Below are 15,251 nucleotides of genomic sequence, written 5' to 3'. Positions count from 1 at the left end.
TTTTGGGGTATGGTGTGTGTTTTACCCACTTACATATAAAGCAAACGGGGCGGATGTGCCGAAAGTTTTCAGCCGGAAACCGGTCTGTTATTTCATCTTTTGAGAGGAGGGGTCATACATTATAAATAAGTCCAAGTAGGGGGGATTCGGTTGAACGCGGAGGAGACAAAAGGTTTACAGCGGGCAATTGAGGAAATAACCGACATTGCGAAGGGTTTCGGCCTTGATTTCTACCCGATGAGATATGAAATTTGCCCGGCTGAAATTATTTATACATTCGGCGCGTACGGCATGCCGACGAGATTCAGCCACTGGAGTTTCGGCAAACAATTTCACAAGATGAAACTCCATTATGATCTCGGTTTGAGCAAAATTTATGAACTTGTCATTAATTCCAACCCTTGCTACGCTTTTTTGCTGGACAGCAATTCGCTGATCCAAAATAAATTAATTGTAGCCCATGTTCTTGCCCATTGTGATTTTTTCAAACATAACTGCCGCTTTCAAAATACGAACCGGGACATGGTTGAGAGTATGGCGGCTGCGGCGGAGCGGATTAAGCATTATGAAAGAATTCACGGGATAAAAGAGGTGGAGTCCTTTTTAGATGCCATTCTGGCGGTTCAGGAGCATATCGATCCGTCGCTCGTCAGGCCGAAGCTGCTGTGGAGCGTCGATGACGAAGAGGAGGATGAAGAAGAAACCGCGCCATCGCCTTACGATGATTTATGGGGAATGGATAAGCCGAAGCAGGTGAAAAAGAAAAAAGGGAAAAAACCGTTTCCGCCCCGGCCGGAAAAAGATATTCTGCTGTTTATCGAAGAACATTCGCGGGAGCTTGAACCGTGGCAGCGTGACATTTTAACCATGATGAGAGAAGAAATGCTGTATTTCTGGCCGCAGCTGGAAACGAAAATCATGAACGAAGGCTGGGCATCCTATTGGCATCAGCGGATTATCCGCGAGCTTGACCTGACTTCAGATGAAGCCATCGAATTTGCGAAGCTGAACGCAGGCGTCGTTCAGCCGTCAAAAACGGGAATCAACCCGTATTATTTAGGGCTGAAAATTTTTGAAGACATCGAAGAGCGTTATGACAACCCGACAGATGAAATGAAAAAAACAGGAGTAAAGCCCGGTTCCGGACGCGAGAAAATGTTTGAGGTCAGGGAAATTGAATCGGATATATCATTTATCCGCAATTATTTGACGAAAGATCTCGTGATGCGTGAGGATTTGTATTTATTCCAAAAGCAGGGCAGGGACTATAAAGTGATCGACAAAGAATGGAAGGCCGTGCGCGACCAGCTCGTGAACATGCGGGTCAACGGGGGATTTCCTTATCTGACCGTCAATGACGGGGATTACCTGAAGAATAATGAGCTCTATATTAAACATTGGTATGAGGGAATTGAGCTTGATCTGAAATATTTGGAGAAAGTGCTGCCGTATCTGTACCAGCTGTGGGGCAGGAGCGTGCACATCGAATCTGTTCTTGAAGACAGAGAAGTGATGTTTTCTTATGACGGCAAAGGAGTGCACCGGAGATATCTGTAAAAGAAGAAATGATGCGGGGAAACCCCCGCATCATTTTTTATTTTCCGTGTTTCAGGATGTGAAAGATCTTTTTGGCCTGGTCCGTGTTGTTTAAAAGCCCCGTAAATGACTCTCTTCCCGGACCGTATGCGTAAACGGGAACTTCTTCGCCCGTATGATCGCCGGTTGTCCAGCCGCTGTTGGTTTTCGCATTAAAGAGCTTAATGATCGCTTTGTAGACGCTCTTGTCAGCATCCTGTTTTGAGGCCGTTTCGATCTGTTTGATTTCCGCTTTTGACCATTTCAGGTCTGTATAACGCGCAAGCACGGAAGATACGGATTTGCCCGCTTTGATTTGGTCAGCCATAAATGCCGGGGTTTTTTTGGCGGCAAGAATCGGTTCAACATGCCAGTTTTTATCGTCATTCGCGCCGATCGTCAATCCCCCGGTGGTATGGTCAGCCGTGGCAACGACAAGCGTATGTTTGTCCTTTTTGGCAAATGCGATCGCTGCTTTATACGCTTTTTCAAAATCCTTCATTTCACTCATTGCGCCGACTATATCATTGTCATGTCCCGCCCAGTCAATTTGGCTGCCTTCGACCATTAAGAAAAACCCTTTTTTATTCTTGTTCAGCCTGTCGATCGCTGCCGTTGTCATCTCTTCTAATGAAGGGACCGCGTTTGAGCGGTCGATTGCTTTGTCGAGTCCGCCATCGGCAAACAGGCCGAGAATCTTCTTGTTACGATCCTTTTTGAGCTCCTGTTTTGATGTCACGTAGCTGTATCCCGCTTTTTTGAAATCCTTTGTTACATTGCGGTCTTTACGGATAAAGTTTGACTTGCCGCCTCCAAGGAGCACATCGACTTTCTGTTTTCCGTTGATGCGGTCATCAAAGTAGCTGCTTGCGATGTCATCCATGTTCTTTCGGGATTTGTTATGGGCTCCGAATGCCGCAGGGGTGGCGTGCGCAATCTCCGAAGTTGCGACAAGTCCGGTGGATTTCCCTCTTTGTTTCGCTTCTTCGAGGACGGATTTTACCCGCTTTCCTTTTTTATCGACTCCGATCGCCGCGTTATACGTTTTCACGCCTGTGGCCATTGCCGTGCCAGCCGCCGCGGAATCGGTAATATTGGAATCAGGATCGTCAGGATAAGTCATCATCATACCGGTGAGATTGGGATCGAATGCCGTCAGTTTCATACCATCCGAAGGCTTTCCTTTGTTAATGACCGAACGGTAGGCGTTCATATAGGGAGCGCCCATTCCGTCGCCGACCATGAAGATGACGTTTCTGATTTCGTTTTTGTCAGGCTGTTTTTTTGCCGCAGCCTGTTCGGAGTGCTGAAGCCCCGCGCCCGCAATCAGACCGGCTGTCAGTACAGATACGGCTGCCGCCGGCAGAAGTTTTGATCGAACCTGTTTAAATAGACTCATTCTCACTCGTCCTCCTTTAATCGTGTCTGCATGTCTAATGGTAGGGGGTGTTTGTAAAGAGCGCCTGTTTCTCCTGTAAATTTCAGGTGAAATATTGTTAGAAATGTAAATTCCGGTGTAACTTATGTTTTCAAGAAAGAGTGAAAACCATTCACTTTTTTGAAAAAGATGAGGATTTTTTTAACAAGGAGTTATTTGGAAAGTAAACTGCTTTGTTTTTCCAAAATACGAGGATCACAGGAAAAAAACATGACAAATTGACTCGTTTTTCGTCACGTTTGAAATCAAATTGAAATATTTAATACCCTTAAAAACTTTTTTCTAAAACGAATTAGTAAGAAATTTGTCACGGGAAGTCAAGTCTATTTCTAGTGGAAATTGAACCTTATAATAGGAAACAGATAAATACTTTAAAAAAGAGACACATAAAATAGATAGAATCATTCAGGGAGGAAAATATGAAAAAGCAACTTGTTACAGCAACAACGGCAGTGGTTTTGGGGACGACTTTGTTTGCGGGCGCAGCATCTGCGCAAACGATTAAGGTAAAAAAAGGCGATACATTATGGGGACTTTCAAATCGGTATGGAACGTCAATTAATTCCATTAAATCTGAGAATAAATTAAAATCGGATATCATTTACATCGGTCAGTCGCTTTCGATCAACGGTAAATCATCCTCAGGTTCAAGCTCAAGCAGCAAGTCATCATCGTCTACATATAAAGTCGTAAAAGGCGACAGCCTTTGGAAAATTGCGAATAAATATAAAATGACGGTAAACCAATTAAAAAGTTTAAACGGTTTAAAAACGGACCTGATCCGCATCGGACAAGTTCTTAAAGTAAAGGGATCAACTTCCGGTTCAACGTCTTCAGGATCTTCGTCATCAAAGCAGCCTTCATCCAGCCATAATGCTGCACAGACGAGCCTGAATGTAAACAAGCTGATTTCTGATGCGCAATCTTTAATCGGCACGCCGTATGTATGGGGCGGAACAACAACTTCCGGCTTTGACTGCAGCGGATTTATCTGGTACCTGTTAAACAAACAGACGAGTGTCGGCAGAACGAGCACTGCGGGATACTGGAGCTCAATGAAGAGCGTGTCCAGCCCGTCAAGAGGAGACTTCGTCTTCTTTACAACATATCAGGCCGGCCCTTCACACATGGGTGTGTACATCGGAAACAACAAGTTCATCCATGCCGGTTCTGACGGCGTCACAACAAGTGATCTGAATAACAGCTACTGGAAACCTCGCTACCTTGGCGCGAAAAGATTCTAGCAGCGATAGAAACCCGTTCATCAGAACGGGTTTTTTATTTAGACGGGACAGAGCTCCATTTGTTTCACCTAAAAATGAAAATGTGATAAAAAATCTAAAAAGGTTTTCTTTTTTTCATTTTCATAGAGGGCGATGGCGTACGCGCCCGGCATCTGGGCGAATTCGCACGGAATTTCAATCATGCTGCCTGCGGCGAGTTCGGACCGTACCGCTGACAGCGGCAGAAATGAGACGCCCAGCCCCTCTTTAATAAATCGTTTCGTAATATGCGTCTGTGTCACCTTCATTGTCCTGACGAAAGGGAACTGTATTCTGACCTGGCGGAGCAAATCATCCCAATAGTCAGGATGGTTATGGGTCAAAAGCAGATATTGTCCGAACAGATCTTTCACTTCATCCGCCTTCCCTGTCCCGGGTTTTTGGCCGGGCGGCGCGACGAGGACAACGGGGTCATTGTACAGGGGGCGGCAAGTGAGGGAAGATGATTGCACCTTTAAGCAGCTCAGTCCGATATCGGCTGAGCCGTTTCTGATTTGAGAGGCGATTTCTTCCGATTCGAAAATGGTGACCGTCATTTCGGTTTCTTTATTGTCCTCTGTATAACGCTTCATGACAGACGGGAGAACGGTGTCGGCGATAAGCGGCGAAACAGCGAGTGTCAGCGTGTGCGAGTAGCCCTGGCGCACCCTGTGCAGCTCCGCCATGCTGTTTTCATAGTCTTCCAAAAGCCTCATGGCAAACGGCACGTATGCTTTTCCTTCTTCTGTCAATTGTATTTTCCGGCCGCTCCGCTGAAACAGCTTGCAGCTGATTTCTTTCTCTAATAATTTTATATGAACGGTGACGGTCGGCTGAGATAAAAAAAGCGTTTCCGCCGTTTTTCTGAAATTCTCATATTTTGCCGCGGTGACGAAGGTGTGAAGCCATTTAAAATCCATAGATGCACTCCTCTGATTAAAAGTTTTAATTAATTCCCTTAAAAATATTCATTATTTTTTAAATATTATATTTACTATAATAACAGAAAGAGGATAAGGGGGAATGAAATTGATTTATCGTGGATTGAAAGGGATTACTTGTGCAGAAACGGCTATCAGCCATATTGACGGAGAAAAGGGGCATTTAATATATCGCGGCTATGACGCGAAGGATATCGCGCTGCAATTCAGTTTTGAAGAAGCGGCGTATCTCATTTTGAACGGGACGCTTCCTGATGAGCGGCAATTGCTTGCGTTTCAGGAAGAACTTGCAGCCGAGCGCGGGCTTCCGAAACATTTGATCGACTTACTGGAAACGCTTCCGGATGAAATGGACGACATGGCGGTGCTGAGAACGGCTGTTTCAGGTTTGGGCACAGATTCATTTACATATCCGCCCAAGCCGGAAGAAGCGATTAAACTGATTGCCGTCACACCGACGATTATTGCGTACAGATACCGCCGTAAACAAGGGCAGGAAGCGTTGTCACCTGAGGCGCGATACGGACACGTTGAAAACTATTTGTATATGCTGACAGGCAGGCAGCCGTCCGCAGCCCAAAAGAAAGCGCTTGAGACGTATATGATTCTGGCGATGGAGCACGGGATGAATGCATCGACTTTTTCAGCGAGAGTCACCGTTTCGACGGAATCAGACTTAGTGTCTGCCGTCACTGCCGCACTGGGTACGATGAAAGGGCCGCTGCACGGAGGCGCACCTTCAGGCGTCACGAAAATGCTTGAAGACATCGGGGAAAAAGAAAATGCAGAAGCATATTTGGCAGCGAAGCTTATGAAGGGAGAACGCCTGATGGGCTTCGGACATAGGGTGTACAAAACAAAAGACCCGCGGGCGGAAGCGCTGCGCATAAAGGCTGAAGAAGTGGCGGGAAATGATCCGTCGCTTGACTTGGCGCTTTATGTGGAGAAGGAAGCCATCCGTTTGTTAGAGCAATATAAGCCCGGACGGAAGCTGTATACGAATGTGGAGTTTTACGCAGCGGCTGTGATGCAGGCCATTGATGTCGACAATGATTTGTTTACGCCGACCTTTTCAGCAAGCAGAATGGCAGGCTGGTGCGCACACGTGCTTGAACAGTCCGCTGACAACATGATTTACAGGCCGTCTGCGAAATATACCGGCGCGTTTCCCGAAACGGCTCAGCAGCTTTAATCACCGGCATATTTGTCCGTTTAACTCCCCGCACTGCGTGGTATCGTCTCAGTAATACCAATTGCAGGAGTGTGAGAATATGAATCCGATGGACAGACAGACGGAAGGACAAAAGCCGCAGGTGCAAAAGCGCCAGCCCGGTATTGAGTCAGACATGGAGCCGAAACCGCTCTTGGAGGAACCGGATGTAAAAGGGTCGGGCAGATTAAAAGGAAAAGTCGCCGTCATCACGGGCGGAGACAGCGGCATCGGCGCAGCGGCTGCGATCGCTTACGCGAAGGAAGGGGCGGATCTTGCCATCCTGTACCTGGACGAACATGCCGATGCCGAGAGAACGAAAAAGCGTGCGGAAGAATACCAGGCCGAATGCCTGTTAATTCCGGGAGACGTCGGTGATGAGGCGCATTGTCAGAAGGCGGTCCGGCAAGTCTTAGATCACTACGGAAAAATAGATATTCTCGTTAATAATGCGGCTGAGCAGCATCCGCAAAACGGGATTCTTGATATTACAGCTGAACAGCTGGAAAAGACATTCCGTACAAACATGTTTTCTATGTTTCATATGACAAAAGCCGTGCTGCCTCATCTCAAAAGAGGGAGCGCCATCATTAATACAACGTCGATTACCGCTTATCAGGGAGACACTTCATTGATCGACTATTCGTGCACGAAAGGCGGCATCGTTTCCTTTACGCGTTCAATGGCGATGTCATTGGCCGATCAGGGGATCAGAGTAAATGCGGTGGCCCCTGGCCCGATCTGGACCGCTCTGATTCCGGCAACGTTTACTGAAGAAAAGGTGGAAAAGCACGGTCTGGACACTCCGATGGGAAGACCGGGACAGCCTGCGGAACACGCCGGAGCTTACGTGCTTCTGGCTTCAGACGAATCTTCCTATATGACGGGGCAGACCATTCACGTAAATGGCGGCAGATTTATTTCAACATAATACGCAAGTCTTATCCCGCGCTTTTAAAAAGTGCGGGATTTTTATTTGAACGTACATATGAATACGATTTTAAAAAAATGGAAGTCTCCAGCTGAATCACTAATGTTAATATTTCGCAGCAGAGAATCCGCTGAATTCTGTTTTATGAAAACTAAAAATAATATATAGAATTTTCAAAAAAGTTATTTTCATTTTTATATTTTTCGCTATAATATGATGTAGGAGAAAGGGATGATGTGCTGAAACATTTCATGCGAAAAATAAGAATTTAGTCATTATCGCTATTGTTATCTGAATATTCTAACATATATTGATTTACAAGGAGTGAAGCAGATGAAGGGGAGCGTATTCAGAAAGAAAAGCATTCAGGACCTGCTTGCCGCAACGAGCGGGGAAAAGTCGCTGAAAAGAGAGTTAGGGGCCTTTGATTTGACCCTTCTGGGGATAGGGGCCATCATTGGAACGGGAATTTTTGTATTAACCGGAACAGGCGCTGTCACGGCGGGGCCGGGGCTGACCGTTTCATTTGTCATCGCCGCTCTTGCGTGTTTATTTGCGGCTCTGTCATATGCTGAATTTGCTTCAAGCGTCCCGGTTTCAGGTTCCGTCTACACGTTTACTTATGCGACACTGGGTGAACTTCTCGCGTTTATCATCGGATGGGATTTAATCTTGGAATATATGCTCGCCGTCAGCGCGGTTTCGGTCGGCTGGTCCGGCTATTTTCAATCATTCTTGGCGGGCTTCGGCATTCATCTTCCGACCGCATTAACGGCCGCGCCGGGATCCATTAAAGGCACGGTCACATTCTTTAATCTCCCCGCATTTGTTATCGTGCTTGCGATTACATTCCTCCTCTACTTAGGCATTAGGGAATCGAAGCGGGTCAATAATATTATGGTCATTTTGAAGGTTCTGGTTGTTCTATTGTTTATCGCCGTTGCGGCCGTATATGTCAAACCTCACAACTGGCAGCCGTTTATACCGATGGGTTTCGGCGGTGTTTTCAGTGCCGCGGCGCTCGTTTTCTTCTCTTTTATCGGTTTTGACGCCGTCTCTTCCGCCGCTGAAGAAACGAAAAATCCAGCGAAGGATCTGCCGAAAGGAATTATCTTTTCATTAATCATCTGCACCGTGCTGTATGTGACCGTATCGGCGATTATGACGGGCGTCGTTCCGTTTGCCCGCTTTGAAGGCGTTGACCATCCCGTGTCTCTCGTCCTGCAGATGGCCGGACAGAATTGGGTGGCCGGGATTATTGATATCGGCGCAGTGTTGGGAATGACAACGGTGATGCTCGTCATGCTGTACGGCCAGACGAGGGTGATGTTTGCCATGTCCCGTGACGGTTTGGTGCCGGGGGCGCTTTCAAAAGTCCATCCGAAGCATAAAACGCCGCACGTGGTGACATGGGTGTTCGGCATCCTGTCGGCATTACTCGGCTCGCTCGTCCCGCTTGATGAACTGGCGAAGCTGGTGAACATCGGCACGCTTGCCGCGTTTGTCCTGATTTCCGTGGCGGTTATCGTATTGAGAAAGAAACAGCCTGATCTGCCAAGGGCTTTTAAATGTCCGGGGGTTCCCTTTATTCCGGTATTGTCCATTCTGTTCTGCGTGTTTTTGATTATTAACCTTGGCGCCACCACCATATTCCGTTTCTTTATCTGGCTGATCATCGGTCTGGTGATTTATTTCTTATATTCAAGAAAGCATTCGAAATTAAACGGGGATTTGTAAGGAGCGGCACCCGCCGCTCCTTTTTATTTTTCGGAATAATGAAACATATTGAAATGGGCTTAAGTTATCGCAGCGAATAAGGGATAATATAGGGCGGAAGGGAAGTGGAAAGTCGTGTCTGACCAAAAAAGGGTTCAATGGGCCTCAAAAATAGGATTTATTATGGCCGCTGCCGGTTCGGCGATCGGCCTGGGAGCCATTTGGAAGTTCCCTTACGTAGCGGGTACGAACGGAGGAGGCGCTTTTTTTCTTGTATTCGTCCTCTTTACCGTGCTTTTAGGCTATCCGCTTTTGCTCGGTGAATTTATTTTCGGAAGACGGAGCCAGACAAATGCGATTGATGCCTACAAACAAGCCGCGCCGAAGTCGGTATGGCACCTCACGGGTTATGTGGGTGTGGCGGCCTGTTTTTTAGTTTTGTCTTTTTACAGTGTTGTCGGCGGGTGGATTTTGCTTTATGTGTTAAAAGCCGTTACCGGTTCTTTATCCGGGCTCACTCAGGAGCAGTACGGCACGGTGTTCGGGACGGTCATTGAAAATCCGATCCAGACTCTCATTGCGCAGCTTGTATTTATGATCATGACGGTGGCGGTCGTCGCAAAAGGCGTGCAGAAAGGGATTGAACGTGTCAGTGCGGTGCTGATGCCGATTTTATTCGTGCTGTTTCTATTGCTTGTGCTGCGATCAGTCACGCTCGATCATGCCGTTGAGGGGATTAAATTTTTATTGGTTCCGCACTTTGAAGATTTGACGCCGGAATCCATCCTATATGCTTTAGGACAGGCGTTTTTTACATTAACGCTCGGTGTTTCGGTCATGGTGACATACAGTTCGTATCTGCCGAAAACCCAAAATCTTCCGGGTTCGGCGGGTTCCATTGTTATGATGAATGTGCTCGTTACGCTGTTTGCGGGACTGGCCATTTTCCCGGCGGTTTTTTCGTTCGGCTTTAAACCGGATGAAGGGCCTACACTGCTGTTTACCGTGCTGCCGGCTGTGTTTGACCGGCTGCCGTTCGGCTCGCTGTTTTTTATCAGCTTTCTGGCGGTCTTTTTCTTCGCCGCGCTGACTTCGGCCTTTTCGATGGTGGAAATTATCGTGGCGACTGTCGGGAAAGGTGATGAAACGAAAAGAAAGAAGCTGTCGTGGACAAGCGGTCTGCTCATTTTCTTAGTCGGAATTCCGTCCTGTTTATCATACGGTGTTCTCGGTGATGTTCATTTGTTCGGAAAAACGTTTTTTGATCTTGCGGATTTCACCGTCAGCAATGTGCTGATTCCGCTCGGCGCTTTATTAATATCAATCTTCGTCCCGCTGAAAATACCGAAGCAGGAGCTGTTTGCCGAGATGAAAAGCGGTTCCGCCATCGGCTATCGTTTCTTTCAGCTGTGGTATTTCCTTCTGAAATATCTCGTGCCGCTGGCTATCATCGTCGTATTGCTGCATTTAATCGGCGTTCTTTCATTTTAAAAAAACAGGCCCCCGTAAAAGGGCCTGTTTTTATGTTTAAAAACCGAATTGCAGATTCGTATCAACCGCAACGATCGTATATACACAGACAATGACGAAAAGGTTGAGGATGACACCGAGCAGTCCCGGGCCCGTCCGTCCTTTTTTTATAAACAGCTCAATGATGCCGAACGGCACGGCGGCCATCGCAAACGGCAGCATCTGATAAGAATAGAAAGTCACATTGCTGATGATTGCCACGTTCAAAAGCAGCAGCGACAAAATCGCGGTACCGACTGATATCCAGCCGAAAACATTATGCTCTTTAAAAATTCTTACCAATTCCATAATTCCACCTCACCGATGTTTGCTGCTTTTACTGTTTTGTTTTTCAGCAGACGTTCGATTTCTTTTGTCGGCCCCGTCACGACAGAGCCGTATACGTTCATTCCGTGATGTTCAACATAGTCGATTCGGCTGCCAAGATTCATGTCTTTGCGTTTCGATATTGCATGCGCCCATTTTTTATGGCGGGACATAAATTCAAGGGCATTGATAAATTGTTCACGGTCTGTCTGTCCTTGCGTTTCGAAAGAGGACACCATCTTGGAATCTTTCCCGGGAAATCCTAACGGCTCGGCATAAGGACTGTCTTTCAGATTTTTCTCCGTTTCGACCGCGTTCCATAGAAACTTCACATCGTATTTTTTAAAAGTCGAATATACTTGAGAAGAAGGGTAGGCCCGGTCATAAGAAAGATAGACCTCCGCCACGCTTCCTTCAGGCAATTTTTTTAATGTCTGTCCGGCTTTGTCGATCGTGCGTTCCTTTAAGCCGGAAGGATGGGCGAAATAATGCTTTGCCTGTGCCGCGTCTAGATCATAGTAGTTAACGGCAGGCGATTTGACCGTATCTAAAAACATTTCAATCCGTTCTCCGCCGACGGATTTCGTTTTTGTGCCGATCTGCTTTTGCAGCGGAAATTCCGTATTCATTCCAAACAGCTTCACCTGGCTTTTCAGTCCGGAGGTATCGACGAGGACGTTCGGCATTGTGGTCGCCACCGTCACTGCCGCGGTCTCCATTAATTGATTGCCGGTGCTTTCTTTTCCTCCCAGACCGTAATAGAGGTAGCTTCCTAAAGTGCAAAGCGGCAAAATCATCAAAGTGGAAATGACGGCGAGAACTGAAATCCGCAAATACGATTTGCGTTTTCCGTATGATAAAATGGCCTTCTGTTTTTCCGGGCTGATGCCGACGTCCCATTCCCGGTCGTCCTGCATTTCGCTTTCAATCAACTCCTGATAGACTTCCAGCTTTTCCAGCTCTTCTTCAAAGGCGGCCATTTCCCGGTCGCTCATTTCTCCATTTTTGTATTGGTAAAAACGCTTTTTAAATTCTTCATTCATCATTAACACCTCTATTATAAAGTGCTTTCAGCCGCTGTCTGGCACGAAATAAAACACTTTTAAAATTAGCCTCTGAAATATTCATAATATGGGATGCTTCTTTGTAATTCAGTTCTTTTAAATAATACAGTGTTAAGGCCTCCCGATAATTGTCGGGAAGTTCGGACATATACCCTGTCAGCACTTCCTTGATTTCAATCTGATGAGCCGGGCTTTGAACAGCCGTCTGAAAAAGGCTCCCAATTAAGTCATCGGAAATGGTCACTTCCTTTTTATGTTTTCTGACATAATCTATAAACGCATTTCTCGCCACTTGAAAAAGCCATGGCTTTACTTTGCTGTGGTCGTAGGAGTGAATGTGTATGTATGCCCTCATAAAGGTTTCCTGCAGCAAATCTTCAGCGAGATGCTTGTCTTTTGTCATGGAGAGCAGGAACCGGTAAACATCATTCATATACATTTGGTAAATTTCATCGATCGTCACTGCCTTTTCTCCCCTCTATGTTATACACGCATAAGAAAGGTTTAAAGTTGCACGTTCCATGCAAACGGCTTAAATTCATTTTCACCTCATCAAACACCATTTCTCTATAGTACCCAAAATCCGTCATAAAAGATAGAGATCGGCGGAGGAAAAATATAATTATTAGTACCAGGTAATAAAAAATATTGTTATAATAGAGAGAGAGAACACTTTTGATCATTACAACAAAGGAAGTGCGTTATGTATAAGTTTTGTGCAAATGCCATCAAATGCATTCTATCCCTGCGCGGAGGAGTGAAAGTGTACAATAAAGAGAATCTTCCGTCTGATAAAGGATTCGTTATCGCGTGCACGCATGCGGGCTGGGTGGACGTCCTCACGCTCGGTGTCGGGATATTGCCCCATCAGATTCATTATATGGCGAAAAAAGAGCTGTTTCAGAAAAAGTGGATCGGACGTTTTTTGAAGAAGATTCACGCGTTCCCGGTTGACCGTGAAAATCCGGGCCCGAGCAGCATTAAAACGCCGATTAAGCTTCTGAAGGAAGGAAAGATTGTCGGGATTTTTCCGAGCGGTACGAGAACATCAGAAGACGTCCCGCTGAAAAGAGGGGCCGTGACCATCGCCCAAATGGGAAAAGCGCCGCTCGTTCCGGCCGCATATAAAGGGCCGTCTACGGGAAAAGCGCTGTTTAAAAAGGGAAAAATGCGGCTTATCATCGGCGAGCCGATTTTTTTGGAGGACTTTTCCGATCTTGCGCCGAAGGAGAGGCTTGCGGCCATGACAGAAGAGCTGAATGCCAGAATTAAAGAGCTTGAGAAAAAACTTGAACAATTGTAAACGAAAAAAGCTTGCCGTCTGTATCAGACGCGCAAGCTTTTTTGTTATGCTTCTTTTTGTTCGGCGGTTTCCAGCAGTTCATCAAACGCCAGTTTTTTCACTTCGATATATGCGACATGGTGGCCGTCAATTTCATTAATGATAAATTCACAGCCTTCTTCGATAATCGAGTCGTATTGTTCGACGTCGTATTTCTGGGTAAGGAACCAGCCGCCGATGGTGTCGACCTCGTCATTTTCCAAATGGATGCCGAGGAGTTCGTTCACTTGATCAATCAGGACCTTGCCGTCAAGCATGTAATGGCCGTCGCCGAGTTTGCGGATTTCGTTGATTTCATCGATATCAAATTCATCACGGATTTCCCCGACGATTTCTTCAATAATGTCTTCAACGGTGACAAGCCCCGCGGTTCCGCCGTATTCATCCGACAGAATCGCCATATGAACCCGTTCTTTCTGCATTTTTACAAGCAGATCGTGAATCGGTGCCGACTCAATCACATGGATGATCGGATTGACAAAATCGGTAATCGGCGAGTCGACTGATACTTCGCCGCTGATGCAGGCGGTCAGCACTTCTTTAATGTTAATAACGCCGATAATATTATCTTTGTCACCCTCTTCGACAGGGTACCGGGTATATTTTTCAATCTGAATGATGTCCATCATTTCAGAAATTTTGATATCATGCGGCAGACTGACGATTTCCGTACGCGGAATCATGATTTCTTTTGCAAGTCTGTCGTCAAATTCAAAGATTTTGTTCACATATTTAAATTCAGACTGGTTGATTTCACCGCTTTTATAGCTTTCCGATAAAATGATGCGCAGCTCTTCTTCAGAGTGGGCAAGCTCATTTTCAGACACCGTCTCCAGACCGAACGTCTTCGTTAAAAGACGGGCGGAGTTGTTCAGAAGCCAGATAAACGGGAACATGATGCGGTAAAACCAAATGAGCGGTTTCGAAAACAGCATTGAAACGGCTTCCGCTTTCTGGATGGCGACTGTTTTCGGCGCCAACTCTCCCACGACCACGTGTAAGAATGTAATGATCGCATAGGCGAGAATAAATGAAATAATATGTGATAATGAGCTTGGTACGTTTATCTTTGTGAAAAGCGGATGAAGCAAGCGTTCAATCGTTGATTCGCCTAAGACACCAAGACCGATGGAAGTCAATGTTATGCCGAGCTGGCACGCCGATAAATACTCATCTAAATGCGTGGTCACTTTTTTGACACCGATTGCGGCTTTATTTCCTTCTGCTATAAGCTGGTCAACCCGTGAGCCTCTGATTCTGATTATCGCAAACTCAGATGCTACGAAAAATGCCGTCAGCGCGATTAAAACCGCGACTAAAATCAAATTCACAATGTCCAATTAGAACCTTCACTTCTTTTGGGAAGATGAAGGTAACACCTCCTGTTAGTAAGATAATGGTTTAACTTAACAGCAGCATAAATGATTGAAGCACTGCAAGCTTTTCAGGAGCCAGCCTTTTTTTCAGCTGGGCGCGCTCCTCTGGTTCAAGCTTTTCAAACCGATTCAAGATCACGGAGATGTTTTGATTCATGTGATCAATTTCCGATGCCAGATTTCCAATATCGTCAGGCAGGGCTGAAGAGGGAAACTGGTTCTCCAGTCGATCTTTTATATCAGACAGGGCCAATCGCTGCTTTTTACAAGCGACTATAAACTTTAACCGATTAAGTGCAAGTGTATCGTAGTAACGATAGTTCGAACAAGACCTGTCAGGCTTTAAAAGCCCGAGGTTTGTGTAGTAATCCACCGTGCGTTTCGTTACACCGGCAAGCTCTGCTAATTCACTGATGCGATAAGTCTCAGCCCCATCTAAATCCCTCCCCAACCATCACGTTATAGTTATGAGAATAGTTTAATATATGAAGGGGAGTTTGCACAAGTTTATTGTTTTCCGTCTTTCTCCTGAAACGGCGCGGCGGGCTGTCTGAAAAAGC

At 46.2% G+C, this 15,251-nt stretch carries 14 protein-coding genes; 7 read left to right on the top strand and 7 right to left on the bottom strand.

The window, feature by feature from the left end; genetic code table 11:
- Positions 1-150 precede the first annotated feature (150 nt).
- The gene (locus OQ477_RS10515) at positions 151-1,557 is read left to right on the top strand and encodes a SpoVR family protein (protein ID WP_007409274.1); all 1,407 of its coding nucleotides are present in this window, start codon (positions 151-153) and stop codon (positions 1,555-1,557) included.
- A 37-nt stretch (positions 1,558-1,594) separates the two neighbouring features.
- Here the strand turns inward: OQ477_RS10515 and OQ477_RS10510 are convergent, their stop codons facing one another.
- Positions 1,595-2,974 (bottom strand): alkaline phosphatase, encoded by a 1,380-nt coding sequence (locus OQ477_RS10510; RefSeq protein ID WP_265972338.1) that lies wholly within the window; start codon positions 2,972-2,974, stop codon positions 1,595-1,597.
- A 458-nt stretch (positions 2,975-3,432) separates the two neighbouring features.
- On the opposite strand from OQ477_RS10510, the gene OQ477_RS10505 reads away from it, so the two are divergent.
- Positions 3,433-4,257, top strand: coding sequence for a C40 family peptidase (locus tag OQ477_RS10505; RefSeq protein ID WP_088462357.1), 825 nt, complete (start codon positions 3,433-3,435; stop codon positions 4,255-4,257).
- A 68-nt stretch (positions 4,258-4,325) separates the two neighbouring features.
- Here OQ477_RS10505 and OQ477_RS10500 read toward each other — a convergent pair whose 3' ends face one another.
- Positions 4,326-5,195 carry a LysR family transcriptional regulator gene (locus OQ477_RS10500; protein ID WP_265972337.1) on the bottom strand — a complete coding sequence of 290 codons (870 nt, stop codon included), beginning with the start codon at positions 5,193-5,195 and terminating at the stop codon, positions 4,326-4,328.
- 109 nt (positions 5,196-5,304) lie between these two features.
- Between OQ477_RS10500 and OQ477_RS10495 the strand changes: the two genes are divergently transcribed.
- The 4 genes from OQ477_RS10495 to OQ477_RS10480 all read left to right on the top strand — a co-directional run bounded on the left by OQ477_RS10495 (position 5,305) and on the right by OQ477_RS10480 (position 10,564).
- The gene (locus tag OQ477_RS10495) at positions 5,305-6,408 is read left to right on the top strand and encodes a citrate synthase/methylcitrate synthase (RefSeq protein ID WP_045207585.1); all 1,104 of its coding nucleotides are present in this window, start codon (positions 5,305-5,307) and stop codon (positions 6,406-6,408) included.
- Between the two features lie 79 nt (positions 6,409-6,487).
- On the top strand, positions 6,488-7,357 hold the full coding sequence (locus tag OQ477_RS10490; protein ID WP_265972336.1) for an SDR family oxidoreductase: 870 nt from the start codon (positions 6,488-6,490) through the stop codon (positions 7,355-7,357).
- Positions 7,358-7,690: 333 nt separating this feature from the next.
- The gene (locus OQ477_RS10485) at positions 7,691-9,094 is read left to right on the top strand and encodes an amino acid permease (protein WP_088462355.1); all 1,404 of its coding nucleotides are present in this window, start codon (positions 7,691-7,693) and stop codon (positions 9,092-9,094) included.
- A gap of 114 nt (positions 9,095-9,208) precedes the next feature.
- Entirely contained in the window at positions 9,209-10,564 is a 1,356-nt protein-coding gene (locus OQ477_RS10480) for a sodium-dependent transporter (protein ID WP_007610324.1), read from the top strand.
- A 36-nt stretch (positions 10,565-10,600) separates the two neighbouring features.
- Here the strand turns inward: OQ477_RS10480 and OQ477_RS10475 are convergent, their stop codons facing one another.
- Genes OQ477_RS10475 through sigM form a run of 3 tightly spaced genes read right to left on the bottom strand, consistent with a single transcriptional unit; the run spans position 10,601 to position 12,436 of the window.
- On the bottom strand, positions 10,601-10,891 hold the full coding sequence (locus OQ477_RS10475) for an anti-sigma-M factor (protein ID WP_003155315.1): 291 nt from the start codon (positions 10,889-10,891) through the stop codon (positions 10,601-10,603).
- Positions 10,879-11,955, bottom strand: coding sequence for an anti-sigma factor (locus tag OQ477_RS10470; RefSeq protein ID WP_088005355.1), 1,077 nt, complete (start codon positions 11,953-11,955; stop codon positions 10,879-10,881). Before OQ477_RS10470 ends, OQ477_RS10475 begins: the two co-directional genes overlap by 13 nt.
- On the bottom strand, positions 11,945-12,436 hold the full coding sequence (gene sigM, locus OQ477_RS10465) for an RNA polymerase sigma factor SigM (protein ID WP_003155312.1): 492 nt from the start codon (positions 12,434-12,436) through the stop codon (positions 11,945-11,947). The genes OQ477_RS10470 and sigM overlap by 11 nt, the downstream gene beginning before the upstream one ends.
- Positions 12,437-12,676: 240 nt before the next feature.
- Between sigM and OQ477_RS10460 the strand changes: the two genes are divergently transcribed.
- Positions 12,677-13,276: a lysophospholipid acyltransferase family protein gene (locus OQ477_RS10460; RefSeq protein ID WP_007409265.1), complete on the top strand. Its 600-nt coding sequence runs from the start codon at positions 12,677-12,679 to the stop codon at positions 13,274-13,276.
- Positions 13,277-13,320: 44 nt separating this feature from the next.
- Here OQ477_RS10460 and OQ477_RS10455 read toward each other — a convergent pair whose 3' ends face one another.
- Positions 13,321-14,655 carry a hemolysin family protein gene (locus OQ477_RS10455; RefSeq protein ID WP_003155308.1) on the bottom strand — a complete coding sequence of 445 codons (1,335 nt, stop codon included), beginning with the start codon at positions 14,653-14,655 and terminating at the stop codon, positions 13,321-13,323.
- Between the two features lie 61 nt (positions 14,656-14,716).
- Positions 14,717-15,142: a MerR family transcriptional regulator gene (locus OQ477_RS10450; protein WP_007409263.1), complete on the bottom strand. Its 426-nt coding sequence runs from the start codon at positions 15,140-15,142 to the stop codon at positions 14,717-14,719.
- Positions 15,143-15,251 lie beyond the last annotated feature (109 nt).

The organism is Bacillus sp. ChL18 (genome assembly GCF_026241425.1).
GTDB classification, from domain to species: domain Bacteria; phylum Bacillota; class Bacilli; order Bacillales; family Bacillaceae; genus Bacillus; species Bacillus velezensis.
The sequence above is the reverse complement of the archived record's forward strand: the minus strand, read 5'-3'. Positions and strand labels throughout refer to the sequence as shown.

Coding starts and splice junctions, on each gene's coding strand:
- OQ477_RS10510 (WP_265972338.1), bottom strand. CDS start 2,974: ATGAGTCTATTTAAACAGGTTCGATCAAAACTTCTGCCGGCGGCAGCC.
- OQ477_RS10505 (WP_088462357.1), top strand. CDS start 3,433: ATGAAAAAGCAACTTGTTACAGCAACAACGGCAGTGGTTTTGGGGACG.
- OQ477_RS10500 (WP_265972337.1), bottom strand. CDS start 5,195: ATGGATTTTAAATGGCTTCACACCTTCGTCACCGCGGCAAAATATGAG.
- OQ477_RS10490 (WP_265972336.1), top strand. CDS start 6,488: ATGAATCCGATGGACAGACAGACGGAAGGACAAAAGCCGCAGGTGCAA.
- OQ477_RS10485 (WP_088462355.1), top strand. CDS start 7,691: ATGAAGGGGAGCGTATTCAGAAAGAAAAGCATTCAGGACCTGCTTGCC.
- OQ477_RS10475 (WP_003155315.1), bottom strand. CDS start 10,891: ATGGAATTGGTAAGAATTTTTAAAGAGCATAATGTTTTCGGCTGGATA.
- OQ477_RS10470 (WP_088005355.1), bottom strand. CDS start 11,955: ATGATGAATGAAGAATTTAAAAAGCGTTTTTACCAATACAAAAATGGA.
- OQ477_RS10460 (WP_007409265.1), top strand. CDS start 12,677: ATGTATAAGTTTTGTGCAAATGCCATCAAATGCATTCTATCCCTGCGC.